This is a genomic window from Halalkalibaculum roseum (genome assembly GCF_011059145.1).
In the GTDB taxonomy this organism is placed as follows: domain Bacteria; phylum Bacteroidota; class Rhodothermia; order Balneolales; family Balneolaceae; genus Halalkalibaculum; species Halalkalibaculum roseum.
On sequence record NZ_JAALLT010000002.1, the window covers coordinates 92,790 to 114,068 of the forward strand.

Sequence of the window (21,279 nt, forward strand, 5' to 3'; positions counted from 1 at the left end):
ATTCAGTTGAATTTGGATTTCGCTTCCTCCGCCTTTTCACTCATACCCAGATAAGAGTAAGCTTCATAAAGATTCTTCCAATAATTTCTGGAAGCGTCAGGGTACTCTTCTACCAGTTCTTCATATACCGGTATGGACGAACTCAGGTAATCGCGAATTATTTCCCTTATTTCAGTTTTTTCACTCTCGGTAACTTCAGGCAACACCGACTGATACTTGGAAGCTGCGTTCTGGTAAAAGCTTACCAGCGCCTCCTGTAATTCCTGGTTGCCCGTTTCTCCGGATATGGAACTTTCCAGCTGTCTGCGGGCTCTGGTGAAAAGAGAATCGGCATCTTCAAGAAGTTCCCGGTTCGACAAATTGCTATTAGAACGCCGGGTTAATTCAGAAAGCTTGCTGCTGCCCAAGCGGTAATATTCTGTAGCAAGTGTTTGGGCATATATAATATTGTCGGGTTCATTTTCGACAAGTTCATTCAGTAATGATACTGCTTTCACATGGTCATTGGAGGAAATGTAGGCATTAGCCAGTCCATGAATCACGTTTAAGTTACCGGATGTAAAAGCTGTCTCTGCTTCTTCGTAGATTTGCACGGCTTTTGAGGGCTGACCGGTCTCAAGATAGAGATAAGCGAGCTGTTCAAGCATCTCAGCAGGCAGGGAGTCAATTTCTTGTTTGGCTTCTTCAAGTGCCTGAAGTGCTTCCCTGTTTTTACCATTCTTATAATAAGCTCTTGCCTCCATTTTATAGGAGATCGCTGTATCGGGTAGTACCCGGGTGGCATTTTTGAAATGCACGGCAGCCTCCTCTAAATCTGCTTCTTCCAGCGTGCTGTCACTCTGCATTATTTGCACGCCCATATTATGCTCACTGCTCCAGGTAACTTTCAGCAGTTCGTCTACTTTCTGTTTGCCGGAGGGCAGGTTGGCTTCATTGAATAATCTCTCAGCTTGTTGCAGTGAGTTTTGAAGATCTTCATAGGTCGCGGTACGATCGGATGGCTTCTCCAGCTTTAGTGCATATTGGCTCAGCAGATATCCTTTTTGATAATAAAGGTCGGCATCAGCTGAGCCTGAACTGATTTGTTGATCAATTGAGTTGATTTCAACCCTCAGTTCCTGCTTGCTTAAATCATCGGGGTTTACGGGTTTCTGTGTAGATGGGGACAGTGTAGAACAGCCAATAAAGAACCCGAAGGTAATCCCCAATAAGGGGAGTACCATTCGGGTGAATGTAATGATCATAAATAAGTTTGCTTTCTAGAGTTTCAGGATCAAATGGAATACGCTATTTAGTTCATCCCGGCTTTTTGCATCGCTTCTTCCGCTTTTTGATCCATTCCAAGCGCAGTATAGATGCTGAAAAGATTTTTCCAGTATTCTTGGTTGTCGGGATCGATTTCAGCAGCACTTTCATAGTATTCCATTGCTTGTTTAAGTGCATCTTTAGCTTGCGCATCGATCTTGGCAGCCATCTGGTTATCATCCGTCCTGTTACGCTTGTCAAATAAAGCTGAAGCTTTATTCTGGTAGATGATACCTAGTGTATTATAAGCTGTAGCGTCATTTGGACGATATTCCAGAACTGTGTTCAGCTCTTTAGTTGCTCTTTCAGTAAGGCTGTTAATTTCTTGCTGAAGCCTTGTATTCTCAGAATCAAGCTCGCTTATCTGCTGTTTAATTTGAGAAGCTTCGTTCCCTGAAGCTTGATTCATTTGCTGGCGCAAATCAAAGATCTGATCTGAGTTTGCTTTCAGCGTATCACTCATCGTGAGTACGGTTTTATATATTTGTGTACCCAGAACCAGGTGGAATTGCGGGTTTTCCGGTTCCTGCTCGATAAGGGCTTCGATGGTTGAGATCGCTTTGTCGGTTTGCCCTGCATTTGTATACCCGTCTGCAAGTCTGGTTGCCAGATCCTTGTTTTCAGGATATTGCTCCAGTCCATTTTCAAGTGTGGCAATGGCTTCCTGAGGCTTCTCAGCAAGACTGTAGTAACCGGCCATGCGTGCGTAGTCTTCAGCTTCAAGACTATTCTTTAGTTCCATCACTTTTTCCATGGAATTTACGGCACCTTCTACATTATCGTTCATGTAGTAAACTTGCGCTTTAACATCCCAGGAAAGTACACTGTCCGGTTGGATGGTGGTCGCATTGTTGAGGTGTGCAATAGAGATTTCCAGAGGATTGTCAACCGTATTTTTGACGCTGTCATCACTGGCATACTCAATTGCCTTGTTATGCTCAGTTTGCCAGACGGCATTTTTCACGGCAGGGATACGTTCAATTTCGGAAGGAACATCTTCAGCTTGCGCCGCCATTTCTTCGGCCTGCGCAAATGCATCGTTCATTCTTTCATAGTATTCCTGGCGAGCTGTGGCTTCCTTGGTATCAGCGATTTCTCCCAGCGCTACTCCTTTATAGTAGTAGCCGAGGGGATCATTAGGCTGATTTTGGATAGACTGTTCTGCAGCCTCAAGAGCGGCCTGGAAGTTCTGATCTTTAATATTGGATTGTGCATCATCTACAAAGGGATTTGAACTGCCGCAACCGGCTATCATCCCGACAAATAATGTTATAACAAAATATGTGGTAAATTTCCTGAACATGGTTTTAGATTCCTGTAGAATTCAAGATTTAGGGTTCAATAAACTGCCTTGAAAGTAACTATATATAGGCCTTTCTGCAATAATGACGCTTAGAAATTATTATATTGATTCATATTGAAAATGAAACAAACAAGACAGGTATTAGATGTTTGGAAGCAGTAAGTATCCAGCCTACACCAATAACGGATATAAGTTCCTAAAAATTTCAAATCAAAGAAGTTCACGTCCGCCACTGGTGTTATTACACGGCATGTTCGGAGGTCACAGCAATTTTGATCCCTTAGTAAAAAGACTGGATGATCAAACAATATTTGTACCGTTAATTCCACTTTACAGTTTGGATAAAGAAGAGCTATCCATTCCTATGCTGTCAGATTGGCTGCATAAGTTTTGCCGGGATTGTGAGATTGAACGGCCCGTTTTACTGGGAAATTCGATGGGCGGGCACGTGGCCCTGGAATACAGCAGGGTGTTTACCGATGATGTTACCGGTCTTGTATTAGCAGGCAGTTCCGGGCTTTTTGAAAATGATTTCGGTTCAACCAACCCGAAAAGGAATGACAGGAATTATATTCGTAAAAGGGCCGCTTTAACATTCTATGAGGACATTGTCACCGAAGAGTTGGTTGATGAAATTATGGAAGTAACCCAGTCTCCACAGAAACTTCCCAAGCTGTTGAAGATTGCCCGTTCTACTCATAAGTACAATATGGAATCGATGCTTAAAGATATTAATCTGCCGGTTTTACTTATCTGGGGGAAGAACGATCAGGTTACACCGCCACGGGTTGCCGAACAATTTTTCAAAAAGTTACCGGATGTCCGATTGAAATGGATTGAGAAATGCGGTCATGCCCCCATGATGGAGCGTCCGGATGAATTTGTAGAGCATTTAAAGCCTTTTTTACAACAACTGGAATACACAAAAGCGAATAAAAAGAACAAGCAAAATTATGAAGGAAATTATTCACACAAGTGATGCACCCGAAGCCATTGGACCTTATAGCCAGGCTGTGACCCATGCCGGAGTGGTCTATTGTTCCGGTCAAATAGGACTCGTGCCGGAAACCATGGAGTTCGCCGGAGATGATGTTGAGAGTCAGGCCAAACAGGTTATGAAGAACCTTAAAGCGGTTCTTGAGGAAGCGGGTTCTTCATTTGACAACGTTATCAAATGCAGCATCTTTTTAGCGGATATGTCCGATTTCAGTACCGTAAATGAAATTTACGGGTCTTATTTTGGAGATAATCCGCCCGCCCGCGAAACCGTTGCAGTTAAAACTTTACCTAAAAGCTGTAAGGTTGAAATAAGTTGTATAGCGCACACTTAGGAGAAGTTACTTATATAGCAACATTCAATTGCGCAGAGGAGGTCAAAAGATTAGGGCCTCCTTTTTATTTTTCTGTTTCGAAAGGAAGGCTATAACTCTTTTCCGTTTTATTACCCTCCATATCATACACGGTAACCTTCAGGTTGTTTTCGTCTGAAGGCTCAAATTCGGGATGATAATACACCAGGCGATTGTCTTCCGGTTCATATTCTGCTATTCCTTTGGTGCCATTCACCGAAAAAGTACTACGATTGTAATCGAGTCCCGATAAATTGTCTCGAATGGTAAGATAAATTAGCCATTGTCCGTCAACCCGCTTAATGATTCTGGGATTCATCAATTCGGGAGACTCATTGTCCTCAAGAATATAGAAACTACCCAGCTCTTCAGGCTGAGCTACCATGTAGTTTTGCTGAATCTTAGTGTTAATATAACTGAGTTTTTCCCTTCGCCGCTCATACTTGTATAAACCAAGCTTTGTATTAGTCATCTGAACCGAATCAATTTCGAGAGCCAGTTTATAACCTTGTTTGATTGGATGGTTAAAGGGATAAACCTGAACAAGGGTAGAGTCGGAACGAAACTTCTTGACTCGCAAACCAACTGACAGTGTATCGTAGAAGGTCTCCGGCTGGAAAGCAGCAAAGCTTTTGTCGGTTGTGGATGGTACGATCGAGAAATGATGTGGAGTTACTTGTCGTGCAATAAAGTGATCAACGGCTGAAGTTCGAAAAAAGATATCCCTGGCAGGATTCAGTTTCAGCCGCATTCCGTGTCTGTTTCCATATAGCGTATAATTGCCGGGATCTTCATCTATACTTAATTCGGCAAAAGTAAGTCCCTGAATATCATTATCGGGAATATTTACCCAGTTTTCGAACCACGTCCAATTTTCGGCATTCAATTCAGTAGAATCAAATTTACTGGAAACGGCTGTCGTGGAAAAATCTCGCGACTGCTCTCCAACAGGATTAACACGCAACCTAAGGGTCGCTTCACTGCTATTGCCAAAATAATCATCGGCAATAATTCTAATGCTGTGTGTTCCCTCCGCTAAATCAAGCTTACCTTTATTACCGGATGTTTTGTAAAACGGCAAGGTATTTCCATCGGCAATATAGAGGCGCTGATAACCGGCCCTTTTATCATTAAGAATAGGGTAGACCCTGTCAACAAACATCTGATTGGTCTCGGCATAAGAAAAGCTGTCCACTTTAGAATGAAACACAAGCTCGTCATCTACAAACATTTTCAATTCATAAACGGCATAGGCATTGTAAACATCATCGGCCTGATCGAACACATCAACACCAAGACCTATGGGACCGCTGACATCGACCGTTCCAAAAGAGTACATGTTACCGCCGTTTTTGCGCACTCTTTTAGTAAAAATGCGATTCGATCCTTCAATTTCGGACTCCATCGATAGCGGTTCCACCGACAAGTTTGAAAATTCCGGAGGAATAGTGTCTTCTACTTTTAAATTTGTGAGCAGCGGGTTGAATGGCCGGTGGTCAGGCGTTCTCAGTTCAAAATGAAGGTGGGGTGGGCCGATTCCCGAAGCACCGCTCAAAGCTATCACATCTCCCTGCTTGATACGGTAGTTCATATCCTCAACATTTTCATCGATCTCAAAACGGTGATCACGGAATCGAATTGAATCAGCAATTTGTTGAATTTTCTCCTCAAATCTCAGCAAGTGTGCGTATACCGAATAGGAACCGTCGTCATGTTTTAGATAAAGTACTTTACCATAACCGGTCGGTCCGATAGCAATACGATGTAGGACGGCGTCCCTTGTAGCGTAAATCTCATACCCCTTTTTTCCCCAGGTTTTCAGATCAAGAGCGGAGTGAAAGTGAGCCGAACGGGTCTCTCCGAAGGTGGAGGTCAAATATTCTCCGGCATTGGTTGGCCAAATATAGGTTGCACCGTCAGGAGAAAAAGGTTGACTGTCTTGGCCAAAGAGGGTCACCGGAAATATTACGCAAAGTATAAATAGGAATGATCGATATGTTGATGATACGGACATACTATTCAGATACCGAGACATTTAGTTCAGCAAGATGATCTCCCAAAGTAGCTTTAATTTTGTCTCCTGATTTTATTGGAGAAACTCCTTCAGGTGTACCGGTAAATATCAGATCACCGGGACTCAAAGTAAATATGGTTGACAGATAAGAAATTAAAGTTTTGACCGGAAAAATCATATCTCGGGTATTTCCTTGCTGTCGAATTTCTCCGTTTACTTCTATTTGCAGATCCAGCTGCTGCGGGTCGTCAATTGCTGAAGTTTTGACAAAATGACTTAGGGGAGCGAAGGTATCGAACCCTTTTGCGACACTCCAGGGATGTGATTTTTCTTTTGCTTTCTGCTGAATGTCCCTGGCAGTTACATCAATACCGATCCCATATCCCCTGATATAATTAATAGCCTTTGATTCAGGGATGTTTTTGCCAGTCTTGCCGATAGCAACTACCAGCTCAACTTCGTGATGTACTTCCTTACTCTGCTCGGGAATAACGATGGAATCCCCTTCAAAAATTAAGGCGCTAACCGGTTTAAGAAACACCATGGGTTGATCAGGAACAACATTCTTCAACTCCTTGGCGTGTTTGGCATAATTTCGCCCGATACAAAAAATGGAGTTAACCGATAGCTCAGGGTCCAGGCCGGGTATTGGTTTCTTACTCATGTTGTTCCTAAATGGTCAATTAAATTAGTCTTTGTTTAATGACAAGCATAAAAGAGTCAAGCCCTACAATTAGGCTTAAATGTACTCTTTAATCTGCGGAAATCAGCATAATCTGTGTCATCCGTGTTCCATACCCAAAATAAAAAAGCCTTAATCCCTTTTAAGGAATTAAGGCTAACATTATAAAATTTTATATAACTATTGGGGTTCGACGCTAACGAACTTACGACCGCCTGAACGGACGTTAAACATAACCTGGCCGTCGGCTTTAGCAAACAGCGTGTCATCTTTTCCACGTCCCACATTTTCGCCGGGATGGAATTTAGTTCCCCGCTGGCGAACGATAATGTTGCCTGCACGAACTACTTCTCCGCCGTATTTTTTTACGCCAAGTCGCTTGGAAATCGAATCGCGACCGTTTTTTGTAGAACCTTGTCCTTTCTTATGTGCCATAACAAATTAAATCTTTTTTATTCTTCTTCTTGCTTACTGTCCCATGCGCGCTGTACTGTCACGCGATCTTCATCCTCGGGTACAAAACCTTTCAACTCCGCTAGTGGAGTATTATTGATGTACTCAATAGCTTCTTTCGCATTCATATCGGTAGAAACCTTATCCGGGGCTGAAGCCTTTTTCGTTTCTTTTTCATCTTTCTTCTTAGGAGCCTCGGAAGTCTTGGCTTCTGCTTTCTTCTTAGACTTCTTGGTGCTGCCGCTGGCTGAAATACTTCCGATTTCAATCTGTGACATCGGCTGCCGGTGGCCATTTTTGACTTGATAGCCTTTACGACGCTTCTTTTTAAAGACGATAACCTTATCAGCCTTGACATTGTCGAGCAATTCTGCTTCCACAGACGCTCCTTCAACAGTAGGCTTGCCAACGGTAACGCCACCGTTTCCGTCGTTGATAAGTAAAACATGATCAAAGGTAAGCTTGTTACCGGGTTCTTCATTTTGTTTGTCAACAAAGAGGACATCGCCTTCTGAAACGCGATATTGGTGTCCGCCAATTTTTACTACTGCGTACATCTAAATCTTAAATTATAGTTAGTAAATATTCTTTTTGCGAGAGACTCCAAATATAAGGGTTGCTTCATTGAATGCCAAGTGAAAAATGTTAGGAATGCTGCCCATTAATATTGTATTTTTTGAACTGTTAAAACAATAACGAAATAGTACAAAGACGATGAAGAAAGAACTTCCGGATTTACACAAGCAGGCTTTTATGTTTAAGAATACCAAGCGGTTTCAGCATGATGGAGGTAGGGCATGGATCAAAGATTCTCAGCTGCATGAAGCCCGAAAAAATGCCAACGGTAAGCTGAATACGATTTCTGAGGAGAAAGACAGCGAGTTGGTAGAAGAATCACAGGAACATAATCCCTCTCTTTAATCACTTGATTTGAGTCCTTAACCTTAGGCTCCCGAGCAGTCAGACCTTAATGAAACCGGACATTTATTTATGAAGCAAGGGATCATCGTATATTTTGTAATGGGGCTGCTGGTAATCATGTTTTTGTATTCCCAGTTTATAGATGAAGAAAAGCCGGATGCTTACAGCGGCGAGCCGATTACCGACTCATTGGTCGTTAATACCTATCCAAGCTTATACGAACACATCAACAACCGAGACGCGGAAGGAATAGCAGGTTTTCTTGACCATTCCTCCCAAGAAGTACGTCAGCAGGCCTGGCGAGCTCTCGCAAGTACTCCTATAGATTCATTGGATAACTATATCCGATTGGCCCTTGATAGCAAATCCGAACTCCCCTGGTTTACCTTAAGCATGCATGAGCTAAGCACAGAGCAGTTGAGAGCATTGGAGGTCTACTGGTTGGAGCAACCGGAGAAAAGAGCCGGAATCAGCTTGGTCCTCGGCAGGCAGGGTGATGAAACCACGCTAAATTTTTTAATCGACCAGTTAGAAGAAGCTGCGGAAACAGATTACGAACCGGACTATGCACTCGCTGTAGGGAGGCTGATGGTTGACTACCGAGTTGAGAATAATGAGCATACCAAAATTATTCAGCGGGCATTTCTTTCTGACGATTCGGAGCTCATACGGCCTTATCTTTACGGATACTATCGTGGGAATGCCCAGAACCTTTCGGTTCAGAATCGGGACTCACTTTACAGCAATTGGAAAGAGTACGGTTTGGGTAACAGCGACGAAGTGGACCAGTATATAGTCAGATTGCTGGGAGGAGATGTTTTTTATGAAATCACCCTATACCAGAATTCAGAGAATGAGCTGGACCTCAACATTCAGCTGGCGATTGAATTATCCCAAGCAATCGGGGATCTGGAGCTAACAGACCGTAATATATTAGCTATTCGCATCTTATTGATGCATGAGAATCACCATGTAGCCGCGGAGGCTTTGAAGAGCCTCGATGGGAAGCTAGCAGAAGGAGACAACCTGTTTCGTTTCATTACTTCAGAAATTGTAGCTGATACTTTATCTCAGCCGTATGTATGGCTGCAAGCGTTGAAAACAACCGCCCCGCTCGATACCGGTTTGATTGCCGAATACGATAAACGCCTGGAACACATATCCAATGAGAATCCCTATTTACTGACGCAGGCATTGAGTATTCGTATGCTTTCGGATACACCTGAAGTATTTATAAGTCGGGTTGCTGAAATAGTCAAAGGTGATAACTCACTTAAGACCTTATATGCTATTAATGCATTGAGCACATTCTGGAGCCGGCTGCAAATGGATCAAAAAGACAAGGATATTGTAGCTGATGTTAGAAACATCGTATTCCAGGCACTTGAATTGAAGCACCGCGGAGTGGCTTATGCCTGCGGAGCCTTACTTGCCGATGAGAGTTTGTTTGACGAAAGTCATTTTTCACAGATTAACCAAGCTCTAAATTCTTTCAGCCTGCCGGAAGATATTGAGGTCTACCAAGCCTTCGGAGGATTCTATAAGGAGCGATTTGAAGAGCAGGCTAAACAGGTTATAGATTCTCTGGCGGCTCTCGACTATGCCCCATTAAATCGATCCCTGCGAAGTTCCGGCTGGGAAGTTCCGGTTCCTGAAACTTCAGGAGAACAATTCAGAACACCCGACTGGCAGAGACTTTGGGAAATAGGCAAGGATCCTGTGTGGACGTTACATACCGAAAAGGGGATTATTAGAGTGCGAATGAATACGCTGGTAGCGCCGGCTACGGTTTCTGCCATAGATAGCTTGACAATGGCTGGAGCCTATGATGGTATTCCTTTTCACAGGGTCGTGCCAAACTTTGTGATTCAGGGCGGAGATATTGAAAGTCAGGACGGATTCGGCGGACCGGATTATATTTTACCAACAGAGGCCAGTGAGTTGGAGTACAGAAGGGGAGCGGTTGGTATTGCTAGTGCCGGTACCGATACCGAAGGCAGTCAGTATTTTATTATGCACCAGTGGAAACCACATCTGAATGGGGGATACACGTTATTTGGACATGTGATTGAAGGAATGGATGTGGTAGACCGGATCATTCCCGGTGATACTGTTCAGCAAGTCTATTGGGAATAAAGAATGGAACACGGATCAAATCCGTGTTCCATTGACAAGCTTATCTAAATAGTTGGTCAAAAGTCAGAGAGACATAGTAGATAGCTCCGAGCTCAGGACCACCGCCATTCAGTACATATTGTTCATTGGTCAGATTTGATCCACCCAATTTAATAGAAGCATTGTACTGGGGGATGGCGTAGTTGATCTGTGCGTCAATAGTGGAGACAGCAGCAACATCGGTATTAACAAAAGATGATTCCCATCTGAATTCATCCTGCCAGCGGTAGGAAATATTGAAACCGAAGTTATCAACCAGCTTTCTGTTCCCAAAGGTCACGTTGATTTTGTGTTCGGGAGTATTGAAATCATACTGGAAAGTTCCCAGATCATCAGTGATCAGCTTATTCCAGTTGTAATTAAAACCGAGCCGGTAACCGCTTGGCGTGGTGTAATTCAGGCCTACTACTGCTCCCTGGGCTTCTACCTGGTTATCATTGTTCGTGTAAATCTGATAGGTATTGGTAAAGTCACCTGACAGCAGAGAACCGATTACCGCCTGATCATTTACAGGGTCCCCGGTAAAGGGTCCTGATGCTTTTCGTACCCGAATCTGGGTTATGAAATCATTGTAAATATTATAGTAATAGGCAGCATCGAAGAAGAGTCTCTCAGCAATGATGGCTTTATAACCGATTTCATAAGCCTGGATCTGTTCGGGCTTGACGCGATCAAAACTAGTAAAGGGCTCAAGAAGGCTTATATCGGGAGTTCCGGTTTCAAGCAGGTCATTAGTAAAGTTTTGAACGGAACCGAAAGTATAAGCATTCTCGGTGATGCTATATTTTTCGGCAAACTGCGGCAAACCGCCCAGTAGCCTGGCTGTGATCACATTGAGATCTATATATTGTCCCTGGGTGGTGGGGTTTCTGAAACCGGTTTGGAAAGAAGCCCGGATATTGTGATTGGGAGCTACCGTGAATACTGACGAAATACGCGGACTGAACTGCCCATCAAAGTTTTCATTCTTGTCATAGCGGAGAGACCCTGTCAGTTTAATCCGGTCTTCAGCAAGTGCTCGTGATGCCTGCAGGTAGGCGCCCCATTCATTGATGTCAACGCCACCGTCAGCATCGTCAAAAATGGTACCGTTTGAGCGAAGCTGGTACTGGCGGAAACTGGCTCCGATTTGCAAGCTCATGAAATCAATTTCATTCTTGAAATCATACTGGCCTTCGGCGTGATAAAACTTGGAACTGTCATCAAAAAGTGCCCCGTTGGGTATCACGTCACTCTGAGCATTTTCAACCGCTGTATTAAATTGAGAAGAGCCCGGTGCAAACCGATTGGCATCAGCGGTACTCCTTGCAGCCATATGGAATTGAGAAACAAGGCTTGGGTTGCTGAGGATAGCCTGTACGGTTGCCGCATTGTAGGTTGGATCACCGCCTTGTGCCTGAGCTGCAGCCTGTAGCAATCCACCGGCAAACACGGTTCCATAGGTACCGAACCAAGTGCTATTTGGAGTGGCCTGCTCATTTACAGAGAATCCAACGAAATCAGCAATATATGAGTCGCCGGAATCTTCAAAGGTTCCGTAGCCCTTGATGGTAAAGTTATCACCATTCAATTCGAGTTTGTGTTGGGTGACATTGAAATTCTTGAGGCTGTAACGCTGCGCGCCCGTATATACAGAAGTACCATAACCGTAGTTCAAAGTATAACTGGCTTCCACTTGGTCGGTAATTCTATAATGGAGGGCGGTATTTACCTTCAGATTTTCAGCACCATAATCAACCAGGAAGTTTTCGGCATACCCGGTACGGTTGACAGGTTGTGAAGGCAGTGAGCCAACGTATTGTTCTGTTTGCGACTGAGGAATGCCGGTTTGTGCAGTTAGCGCTGCTGCCAGTTGTTGCCGTATAGCAGGGTTAATGGCAAGTAAACGGATGTTAAAAGAGCCGTCATCACCGTAGGTATGCACTCCGTCAAAAGCAGGATTAACCGACAGGTTTCCTTGCAGGTTATCATTTTTGTCAGTGTTTATCTGGGTACCTCTCCAGTCATCTGCTTGCGAGTAGGCAAAGTTCAGCTTGAAGGCGAATTTGTTATTGAAGGCCCGGGCATAACGAAATGCGGCATCGTACATCGATTGGGGATCAGCAGGTTCGCCGACGTTAGTATTCCCATCTAAGTGATTGATTCCTGTTTTAACCATGGCACTAAGTCCCTGGTATTGGAAAGGGTCCTTGCTGTTAATGAGCAGAATACCATTAAAAGCGTTGGGTCCGTAGAGGGCAGAGGCGGCACCGGGAATAAACTCCATGCTTTCTACATCCAGCACATTCGGTCCGTTTAGGTTACCTATAGGGAAGTTAAGAGCAGGAGCCTGGGTATCCATACCGTCAATCAGCTGCACCATTCTTGTATTACCTGTAGAGTTAAATCCCCGGGAATTTACAATCTGAAAATTAATACTGCTGGTGGTCATGTCGACGCCTTTCAAATTGGAAAGTGCCTTGTAATAATCATCGGTAGCAGTATTTCGGATATTTAAAACATCCAGCTTCTCAATGGTAACCGGCGCTTCTAATATACTTTCCTCAACTCGTGAGGCCGATACAACAATATCCTGACCCATGATGGTCTGCTCTTCCATGGTGATTCTAAGATCGGTTCTATTGGCGGAAGTGATTTCCACTTCTTGCGTTTGGAAACCAACTATGGAGAATACGAGCGTCAGGGGTGGATCCTGGTTGATGGTTAGCTGGAAATTACCGTCGCTATCAGTAGAAGTACCGACAATTTTTCCTCTTACGGTAACATTAACACCGGGGAGGGGTTCATTGTCAGTATCTACAACCGTACCGGCGACACGCGTTTGCATCTCTGCCGAATCATTTATGTAGGAGAAACCATCAGTTGGTGATATAAAAAGGATTGTTAGAATAAGACCGAAAAAGAGTGGTAAATGCGGTAATTTGATATTCATAGATATCCCGATTTTTTAGAAATAAATATAGGTTATTGGATGTTTTAACCGACTTTTTGACGAAATATGCAGAGTTAACCTCTGTATAAAAAGTTGAAGACCCCGTAAAGGCGGTAATTACTACTAATTAAGATTGCTTTTTCGGGATATGCAAGTTTTTTGCAATAAAAATTACCAGAATCAGCAAAATATTTTAACCTCTGGTATCACTCCAAATGTGTTAAAGATAAATTAATTCAAAGCTTAGTAGGTGAGTTCCAAGAAGGTCCCGTCACCGATTTCAGATACGGTTATAATGAATAGTTTATCGTATTCCGACTCCTCGAGTTGTTCCATATCACTACTGTCTAACAGCCTGTTTACCAAATCGGGTATGGTATTGGAGTGCCCGACTATAAGAATGGTTCCTCCTCGTTGACTTGTCTCCAATTCTTCAATGAGATCTCCGGAGAAGGGATCATAATCCAATATCGGTAGACCATGAGTGTCGGCCACAGGCTGAACGGTACTGCGAGTTCTAAGAAAGGGAGTGGAGTAAATGGCTGAAAGTTCAGTATGTCTGAGATGGGCATCCAGTCTGAGGGCCCTTGATATTCCTTCTTCACTCAGTGCAGGGTCGCTATCATCGGTATCCACTTTCTCGGCATGACGTACCAGTATAAATGTGGTCAGTTCCTGAGCATGGGCATTGGTAATAAATGAGGTTGAAAAAAAGAGAAGCAGGAATAGGTTAAATAGGAAATACCTTTTCATGAGGCCCAGTAGTTTAAATGCTATTAATTGCACATTGGAACGCGGATGCTACTGATTATACAAATAGACACGAATAATATTTGCAAGAATAATATATTCCGCGAAAATCAGGTGTATTCGTGTCTTCCGCGTTCCCTTACCCGTTTCCTTTGGGAGTGAAGGCTTGGATGCCTGTTAGTTCCCTTCCAAGGATGAGACCATGGATGTCGTAGGTTCCTTCATAGGTATTGACCGACTCCAGGTTCATAACATGATGAATCACGCGATAATCGCCGGTTATTCCGTTTGCCCCGTGCATATCCCTGGAAACGCGGGCAATTTCGAGCGCTTTCCCACAGTTGTTGCGTTTGGCCAGCGATACCATTGAGGGGTGAAGTCTACCACTATCCTTGAGTTCTCCGAGTCTCCAGGCAAGTAATTGCATCTGGGTGATATCAGTAAGCATATCAGCCAGCTTGGTCTGCGGAATCTGGTTCGCACCGATTGGATGTCCGAACTGTTTTCTTTCCATCACGTACTGTCTGGCTTTCTGGTAGCAAAACTCGGCGGCCCCGACGGCTCCCCACACAATACCATAGCGGGCACTGTTCAGACACATGAAGGGACCTTTGAGTCCTTTGATATCCGGGAAGGTATTCTCGTCAGGTACAAAGACATCCTCGAAGACCAGCTCGCCGGTTTCAGATGCACGCAGCGACATTTTATACTTGGTTTCGGGAGCAGAAAAGCCTTCCATATCTTTTTCCACCAAAAATCCGCGAATGACGCCCTCATCCTCCTTATTCTCTTTGGCCTTTGCCCAGACTACGGCTACATCAGCAATGGGAGAATTGGTAATCCACATCTTGGCACCGTTTAGAATCCAGCCGCCATCAGTTTTTATAGCAGTGGTAGACATCGAGCCGGGATCGGAACCGTGATCCGGTTCGGTGAGTCCAAAACACCCGACCAGTTCTCCGGTTGCCAGCTTGGGAAGAAATCGTTCTTTTTGCTCATCAGTGCCGAAGGTGAAGATGGGATACATTACCAAGGATGACTGAACTGACATAAAGGAGCGATAGCCCGAATCTACGCGTTCTACTTCCCGGGCAATGAGTCCATAGGCTGTCTGACTGGCATTAACACCACCGTATTCGGGTGGGAGATAGGAGCCCAATAGTCCGAGGTCTCCCATTTCGGTAGCGATATCCTGATCGAAATACTCTTCCTGGTTGCCTTTTAGAGCACGGGGCTCGAGCTTGCTTTGGGCGTATTCCCGAGCCGTCTCCATGATCATGCGATCATCTTCCTTGAGCTCTGATTCAAAAAGAAATGCGTCATCTTTGTTGAAACTTTGTTTCCCCATATCTCGATTTTAGTAGATTAAAAATTTTATTACCAATTAGTACACTGAGTGATTAAGTGGTAAAGAATTAAGCCCCGAATTCTTTCTTTAGCTCCCTGGCGATGATCATTCGCTGGACTTCGGAGGTACCTTCCCCGATGGTCATCAGCTTGGCATCCCGAAGGAATCGCTCAACATGGTACTCCTTAATATAGCCGTAACCTCCATGGATTTGTATGGCCTCATCAGCCGCACGTACTGCCAACTCGGAAGAAAAGAGTTTGGCCATGGAAACTTCCTTTGTGAAAGGCTTGCCCTGGTCTTTAAGCCATGCGGCGCGATGAACCAGGAAGCGAGCGGCATCGATCTCAGTGGCCATGTTGGCCAGCTTGTTTTCGATGGACTGAAAATCACCGATGGGGGAACCAAACTGCTTGCGCTCCCGGGAATATTTCAGTGATTCTTCTAAAGCTCCGCGTGCTATACCCACTGATAGGGCCCCGATGCCGATGCGTCCGCCATCTAGAACTTTCATAGTATCAATAAAACCATACCCCTCTTTACCTAAGAGATTTTCAGCAGGTATTTCCACATCTTCAAAATATACTTCGGTAGTATCGGAAGAATTCATCCCCAGCTTCTCCATCTTTCCGCCGGGCTGCACTCCATCCCACTCGCGTTCAACAATAAAGGTGCTTATACCTTTGGTTCCCTTAGTAGGATCGGTTTTGGCCAGTACGACGTAGATGCCGCCAACGGATCCCTGGGTAATAAATATTTTTGAGCCGTTGAGAATCCATTTGTCTCCTTTTTTTACTGCCGTAGTTTTCATTCCTGATGCGTCACTGCCCGAACCGGGTTCCGTCAAGCACCAGGCACCTAGTTTTTCACCGGTGGTTAATTGAGATAGGTATTTCTTTTTCTGTTCATCATTGCCGGCAAGCGCAATATGTCCGGAAGCCAGTGAAGTATGTGAGGCAACGGTCAGTGCCAGTGAGGCATCCCATCGTGCAATCTCTTCCAGCATCAGACAAAAGCTGACATGTCCTACTCCGCCGCCATTGTACTTTTCTTCATGCACCATACCGAGCAATCCTTGCTCAGCCAGCTTCTGTACCAACTCATGAGGGAACTGTTTACTGGCATCACGTTCTTTGACATCGGGTGCTATGTACCGCTCCGCAAAATCCTTCACGCTGTCGCGTATCATTTGCTGGTCTTCGGAAAGTTCAAAACTTAAACTTTGGGGTGGATTCAGGACATCAGTGCTCATAATAACTCTTGTTTAGTTAATACTGTTTTTCCTCATAACGTAACAGGGTGGATATAGTTCTGAATACGTTGTTAAAAGTAGTAATAGCTCCCGTATTCAAACAGGGTATTTTAGTCAATTGTAGTTTTTATTATAGCCGGCTGCTATCCAAAATTCCATGTAACACCGCGTCCGATTTCGGGATCCGGATAATTCCAGTCTACCGCACCCTGATCGCAAGCATACATGCACGTGCCGCATTCAATACAATCCTCAACCTGGAAATGGACTGTACCTTCTTCGTCCATAGTATAGCAATTCGCGGGACAAACATATGTAGTACATTTGTGGGGACAGGTTGAATTGCAAATGTCCGTATCCACCACAATGTGGGGTTTGATTTCGGACTTTGCCTGGTTGCGATAGCTTACCAGTCCCAGACGTTCGGTTAATTTCAGTAACTTCATAGTGATTTTGCTCCTTTAAGTCCTAATTTAATCAAATCCCAGTAAGAAGAATGCTCTTTTACGGATTCCGCCAACATCTTGCGTGACTTTTTGGTCGGCTCATTTTTGATGGAAAAGAACTTTCGTCCGAAATCACATACCAGGTTTGGAACGTCCTTAAACATCTCAGGGCTGTGCAGCATATGCACGGCATCCTGGAAACCGTTCATATCCTTCATTACATAACTCTCATCCAGTGCTTTACGGTAGTTCTTAAGCGTATTGGAAGTAAAGTCATCTTTTTCTTTTGCATCTACAATAGTCTCAGCTGCAAGAATACCTGATCGCATGGCATAATCCATTCCTTGTATCGCTTTCCCGGCATTCATCAACAGGTTTGCAGCTTCCCCGCAAATCAGCACGCCATCTTTATAAAGCTCTTTAGGCATGATTCGCTTGTCGCCCGATGAGACAACGTGTGCCGAATATTCAACGACTTCGCCTCCGCGAATCGTATCCCGAACGGCAGGATGATCTTTAAAATGGTTAAGTATATCATGCGGACTTTTGCGCTTCTCTCGTAAATCCTTCAGGCCGAGAACCAGTCCAATGGAAATGGTATCCCTGTTGGTGTATAAGAATCCTCCGCCTTCTACTCCGTCAGTAGCATAGCCAATGTATTCATTGGACATGCCACTCAATCCATTCAGCTGAAAACGATCTTCCAGCTGTTCCTGATCGTAGCGGATGACTTCTTTAATACCTGTAAGCACATGGTCAGCAGGAACATAATCGTCCTGCAAGCCTACCTGACGCGTGAGCAGGTTGTTAACACCCTCGGCTATTATCACGCTGTTGGCATGAAACTCTTCTTCACCGGTACGAATACCGACTGCCTTGCCATCCTCCATTAACACTTCATCTACTTTGATATTGGTAGCGATGAAGGAATCCATTGCGTAATCACTCTCAGCAATGGCATTTTCTACTTTGTCGGCCAGCCAGCGATCAAACTTGGAGCGCAGGACTACGACACCGGTGTATGGTGTTTCATTGAAATGCGAGGATTTAAAATCAATAGAAAATGATGATTGATCATCCAGAAAAGTAAGTCTGCGGTGATTGATGAAACGTTCCCAGCCCCCGTCTTTTTCTTCCCAGTATTCTGGAACCAATTTGGCCAGATCGCTTCCCCAAAGAACACCACCAGAGACATTTTTGGAGCCGGCAAACTCACCCTTCTCAATGAGCAGGAATTTCATGTTATTTCGGGCAAGAGTCATGGCAGCTGCCAATCCGGCAACCCCGGCACCAACGATGATACAGTCAAATTTTTCGTCCACTGCAGATAGTATTTAAATTTAATGGAAAAATAACTCGAGTGTCTCGCTCGTGTTATTATATGTCCAAGCGTCCGCTCAGACGATATTTAAGATTTAATCTTTTTCAGCTCTTCAATAAACGGTGGCAGTATTTTATAAAGGTCGCCAACCAAACCATAGTCTGCTATTTCAAAAATGGGGGCATCGGGGTCCTTATTGATAGCTACAATAACTTTAGAGTTTGCCATACCCGCTACATGCTGAATGGCACCGGATATCCCGATCGCGAAATAAAGCTGTGGAGATACCACCTTACCGGTTTGTCCAATTTGCAAACTGGGATCAACAATTCCTGCTTCCGTAAGAGCACGGGAAGCCCCAACGCCTGCATTGAGTAAATCAGCCAGTTCATTGACCAGTTTCTGACCTTCTTCATCTTTGGCTCCCCGTCCGGAAGCAACAATGGTGTCCGCTTCAGAGAGATCAATTTTATCGCCGGATGACCCGATTATTTCACGGAGTGTGAGTTTAAGATCACTTTCATCGAAAGAGAAGTCGATGGTTTCAACTTCTGCATCAGTCGGATTTTCCTGCAGGTCATAGGAGCCGGAACGTACCGAAACCAGAATTTTCTCAGCTTTCGCCTCATTGGATGAAAGAATCTTAGCAGCCATAACGGGACGCTTGGCAGAGATTCCGCCGTCAATCAGATCAAATTCGGATACATCCGATAAAACAGCGGCATCCTGGTTAGCAGCGAGTGCTCCCAAAATATCTTTGGTACCCTCCGTAGAAGCAAAAGCAAAGACGTGTGGATTAGAAGCTTCCATTACCTTTGCAAGTGCCTTAAGAAGAGGGCTATTGATATGATTTTTGAATATGGGGTCTTCCACCAAATATATTTTAGAAGCGCCATATTTTTGGACTTCATCCATATAATCAGAAGCATTACTGTCTATAATTACAGCTTCTGAGGTATGTCCGTTTTGATTGGCAAGTTCCTGACATCGAGATAACACTTCCAGAGAAGATCGTTTAATTTTTCCGTCACTAATGGCAATATGTGTAAGTAGGGTGCTCATTATCTATTGATATTTTATTCTTTATTCAACAATTAAGGCACAACGAGTGATGAGTAATAAGTAAGTTACAGTCATTATGCTTCACTTCTTACTCGTTACTTCTTACTCATTGCTATCAAATAACATTCTCTTCTTCATCAAGCAGTTTAGCTACCTGCTTCGCTATCTCTTCCGGTTCGCCTTCGTATTTCTTTCCGGCTTCCCGTTCGGGTTTTTCCTGGTATCCGGTCACGTGGGTTTTAGATGATAAGTTACTTTCATCAATACCGAGCTCAGATAACTCAACCGTTTCAAGAGGCTTTTTCTTCGACTGCATGATGCCCTTGAGGCTGGGAATCCGAGGGTCATTCATATCATTAGAGCAAGTGACAAGGCAGGGAGTAGGCAAACCAATGATTTCCTGTCCGGCGTCTCCCTGTCGTTTTACTACCAGTTTTTGGTCTTCAATATCTAATCCTACCGCATTGGTTGCATAAGGCAAATCCAGTTTTTCAGCAAGCATGCTACCGGCAAGTCCGGCATCGGTATCCTGTGATTGCTTGCCGCAAGAGATGACATCATATTCTTTATCTTTGAAATACGCAGCCAGAATATCAGCATAGGTTGCTGAATCATACTCATCATCGGATGAGGTTTGAATATGCACGGCTTTATCGGCGCCCATGGCCAGCGCTTTACGGATGGTTTCAGATACTTTAGAAGGTCCTACCGAAACGACCTCGACTTCTCCTCCGTGTTGTTCTGCCAGCACAAGCGCCTCTTCTACGGCTGATGCGTCATAGGCATTTAGGATCATTCGACTGGTGTCCTGGATCAGCTCTCCTTCTTTGATTTGTATTGGAGCATTTACATCCGGTACTTGTTTGATACAAACGTAAAATTTCATGTTTTGAATAATCTGTTAGATTGGATTTTCCTGCTCTTTTCAGGGATGTGAATATACAAAACCTGAGATAAAAAGATAGAATTCCTGCACTGAAAAATGGAACAAGGATGATGCGGAATAGGCGGATTTTTATTTACTGATACATTACAACAAATAATCTGTAATATCTGTGTTATCCGGGTTCTATACCTATTGCAATTTATTGTATTCTGAGAGGTGGCTTTGATCTATTCTGGAGAGGATATTGTATGCTTTCAGGCGAACATCTGTGGGGGCATCTTCGAATATTCGTACTATTTCGCGGTATTTCGCATTAAAGAAGGTATTAAACAGCAGGTTGTTGGTCGTATTCCGGGTGACATCCCGAATCATTTCCAATGCGCGTAAAACTTCCTGGCGGGCTTCTTTGGGACTATCCAGAAAACGGTCTAAACCGAGGCGGTGATAAACATAGCTGGCCTCCCTGAATACCTGGTAGTTGGGATTGAGCAAATCGGAAACCAATTGCGCCCGGTTTCTTCGAACGCTGCTGGTTCGTGACCATCCTGTTGATGAAATAGCCTGGGCAAGTGAAACCAGATTCTGTGCTTCACTGTAATAAGGAGTCCCGCCCATTTCGGAAAAGCTGTCAAAATCGTACCCCAAAATTATATAAGCATAGTAATCAAGAAGGGTGGTGATGGGGTCGAACTGAAGCATATCGTGAACGAGTGCACGGTTTGGGGTGTATTGGAAAACCCAGTTTTCATCATTGTAAAAGAAAAGGGGAGATTGTTGCAGCGAATTGTATATGGGTCGCTCGGATCTGATAACAATGGAAGCTTCAAAGTTGAAGTTATCATCCACACCCAGCAGGGTGATCTGAATAGTAGCATCGATTTTTTCATCCTCACCGAAGTTCGGTTCTACCCAGTTAAACTCATTCATGTATGCCTCAATATTATCTGCGAAGTCATTCATATAGGTCAGCGAGGCACTGTTGATGCGGCTCCGGTCAACCTGTACCGTAACATTTAGTTCTTGGGCCTCAGCGGTAACATCGGGCCATGCCATTATTAGGGGTGCTAACGTAAAAATTAA

The 21,279-nt window shown here is 44.2% G+C and carries 19 protein-coding genes; 4 read left to right on the plus strand and 15 right to left on the minus strand.

Features of this window, described 5'->3' with window-relative positions; all coding sequences use genetic code 11:
• Nucleotides 1–2 precede the first annotated feature (2 nt).
• Entirely contained in the window at nt 3–1,244 is a 1,242-nt protein-coding gene (locus G3570_RS04550) for a tetratricopeptide repeat protein (protein ID WP_165139742.1), read from the minus strand.
• A gap of 47 nt (nt 1,245–1,291) precedes the next feature.
• Complete coding sequence (locus G3570_RS04555; protein WP_165139745.1) at nt 1,292–2,608, minus strand: tetratricopeptide repeat protein; 1,317 nt, start codon at nt 2,606–2,608, stop codon at nt 1,292–1,294.
• A gap of 145 nt (nt 2,609–2,753) precedes the next feature.
• Here G3570_RS04555 and G3570_RS04560 point away from each other — a divergent pair, with 145 nt between their 5' ends.
• Nucleotides 2,754–3,587 (plus strand): alpha/beta fold hydrolase, encoded by an 834-nt coding sequence (locus tag G3570_RS04560; RefSeq protein WP_165139748.1) that lies wholly within the window; start codon nt 2,754–2,756, stop codon nt 3,585–3,587.
• Complete coding sequence (locus tag G3570_RS04565) at nt 3,562–3,939, plus strand: RidA family protein (protein WP_165139751.1); 378 nt, start codon at nt 3,562–3,564, stop codon at nt 3,937–3,939. The genes G3570_RS04560 and G3570_RS04565 overlap by 26 nt, the downstream gene beginning before the upstream one ends.
• A gap of 64 nt (nt 3,940–4,003) precedes the next feature.
• On the opposite strand, the gene G3570_RS04570 is transcribed toward G3570_RS04565, so the two are convergent.
• The 4 genes from G3570_RS04570 to rplU form a co-directional block, all read right to left on the minus strand.
• On the minus strand, nt 4,004–5,971 hold the full coding sequence (locus G3570_RS04570) for a M23 family metallopeptidase (RefSeq protein ID WP_165139754.1): 1,968 nt from the start codon (nt 5,969–5,971) through the stop codon (nt 4,004–4,006).
• Between the two features lies 1 nt (nt 5,972).
• Nucleotides 5,973–6,635 (minus strand): fumarylacetoacetate hydrolase family protein, encoded by a 663-nt coding sequence (locus G3570_RS04575; protein ID WP_165139757.1) that lies wholly within the window; start codon nt 6,633–6,635, stop codon nt 5,973–5,975.
• A gap of 198 nt (nt 6,636–6,833) precedes the next feature.
• Nucleotides 6,834–7,088: a 50S ribosomal protein L27 gene (rpmA, locus tag G3570_RS04580; RefSeq protein WP_165139760.1), complete on the minus strand. Its 255-nt coding sequence runs from the start codon at nt 7,086–7,088 to the stop codon at nt 6,834–6,836.
• Between the two features lie 17 nt (nt 7,089–7,105).
• Nucleotides 7,106–7,663 carry a 50S ribosomal protein L21 gene (rplU, locus tag G3570_RS04585; RefSeq protein ID WP_165139763.1) on the minus strand — a complete coding sequence of 186 codons (558 nt, stop codon included), beginning with the start codon at nt 7,661–7,663 and terminating at the stop codon, nt 7,106–7,108.
• Between the two features lie 157 nt (nt 7,664–7,820).
• On the opposite strand from rplU, the gene G3570_RS04590 reads away from it, so the two are divergent.
• Complete coding sequence (locus tag G3570_RS04590; RefSeq protein WP_165139767.1) at nt 7,821–8,027, plus strand: hypothetical protein; 207 nt, start codon at nt 7,821–7,823, stop codon at nt 8,025–8,027.
• Nucleotides 8,028–8,096: 69 nt separating this feature from the next.
• Nucleotides 8,097–10,163 carry a peptidylprolyl isomerase gene (locus G3570_RS16355; protein WP_249066710.1) on the plus strand — a complete coding sequence of 689 codons (2,067 nt, stop codon included), beginning with the start codon at nt 8,097–8,099 and terminating at the stop codon, nt 10,161–10,163.
• A 40-nt stretch (nt 10,164–10,203) separates the two neighbouring features.
• Here G3570_RS16355 and G3570_RS04600 read toward each other — a convergent pair whose 3' ends face one another.
• The 9 genes from G3570_RS04600 to porD all read right to left on the minus strand — a co-directional run bounded on the left by G3570_RS04600 (nt 10,204) and on the right by porD (nt 21,252).
• Nucleotides 10,204–13,134 (minus strand): TonB-dependent receptor, encoded by a 2,931-nt coding sequence (locus tag G3570_RS04600; RefSeq protein ID WP_165139770.1) that lies wholly within the window; start codon nt 13,132–13,134, stop codon nt 10,204–10,206.
• 243 nt (nt 13,135–13,377) lie between these two features.
• Nucleotides 13,378–13,887: a SixA phosphatase family protein gene (locus G3570_RS04605; protein WP_165139773.1), complete on the minus strand. Its 510-nt coding sequence runs from the start codon at nt 13,885–13,887 to the stop codon at nt 13,378–13,380.
• A 136-nt stretch (nt 13,888–14,023) separates the two neighbouring features.
• A complete protein-coding gene (locus G3570_RS04610) occupies nt 14,024–15,232 on the minus strand; it encodes an acyl-CoA dehydrogenase (RefSeq protein WP_165139776.1) in 1,209 nt (402 codons plus the stop codon).
• A 67-nt stretch (nt 15,233–15,299) separates the two neighbouring features.
• Nucleotides 15,300–16,484 (minus strand): acyl-CoA dehydrogenase family protein, encoded by a 1,185-nt coding sequence (locus G3570_RS04615; protein ID WP_165139779.1) that lies wholly within the window; start codon nt 16,482–16,484, stop codon nt 15,300–15,302.
• 143 nt (nt 16,485–16,627) lie between these two features.
• A complete protein-coding gene (locus G3570_RS04620; protein WP_249066712.1) occupies nt 16,628–16,930 on the minus strand; it encodes a ferredoxin family protein in 303 nt (100 codons plus the stop codon).
• Entirely contained in the window at nt 16,927–18,252 is a 1,326-nt protein-coding gene (locus G3570_RS04625) for an FAD-dependent oxidoreductase (RefSeq protein ID WP_165139781.1), read from the minus strand. Before G3570_RS04625 ends, G3570_RS04620 begins: the two co-directional genes overlap by 4 nt.
• 86 nt (nt 18,253–18,338) lie before the next feature.
• Nucleotides 18,339–19,313, minus strand: a complete 975-nt coding sequence (locus G3570_RS04630) for an electron transfer flavoprotein subunit alpha/FixB family protein (protein ID WP_165139783.1) — start codon at nt 19,311–19,313, stop codon at nt 18,339–18,341.
• 115 nt (nt 19,314–19,428) lie between these two features.
• Nucleotides 19,429–20,199, minus strand: coding sequence for an electron transfer flavoprotein subunit beta/FixA family protein (locus tag G3570_RS04635; protein WP_165139785.1), 771 nt, complete (start codon nt 20,197–20,199; stop codon nt 19,429–19,431).
• Between the two features lie 189 nt (nt 20,200–20,388).
• Nucleotides 20,389–21,252: a type IX secretion system protein PorD gene (gene porD, locus G3570_RS04640; protein WP_165139787.1), complete on the minus strand. Its 864-nt coding sequence runs from the start codon at nt 21,250–21,252 to the stop codon at nt 20,389–20,391.
• Nucleotides 21,253–21,279 lie beyond the last annotated feature (27 nt).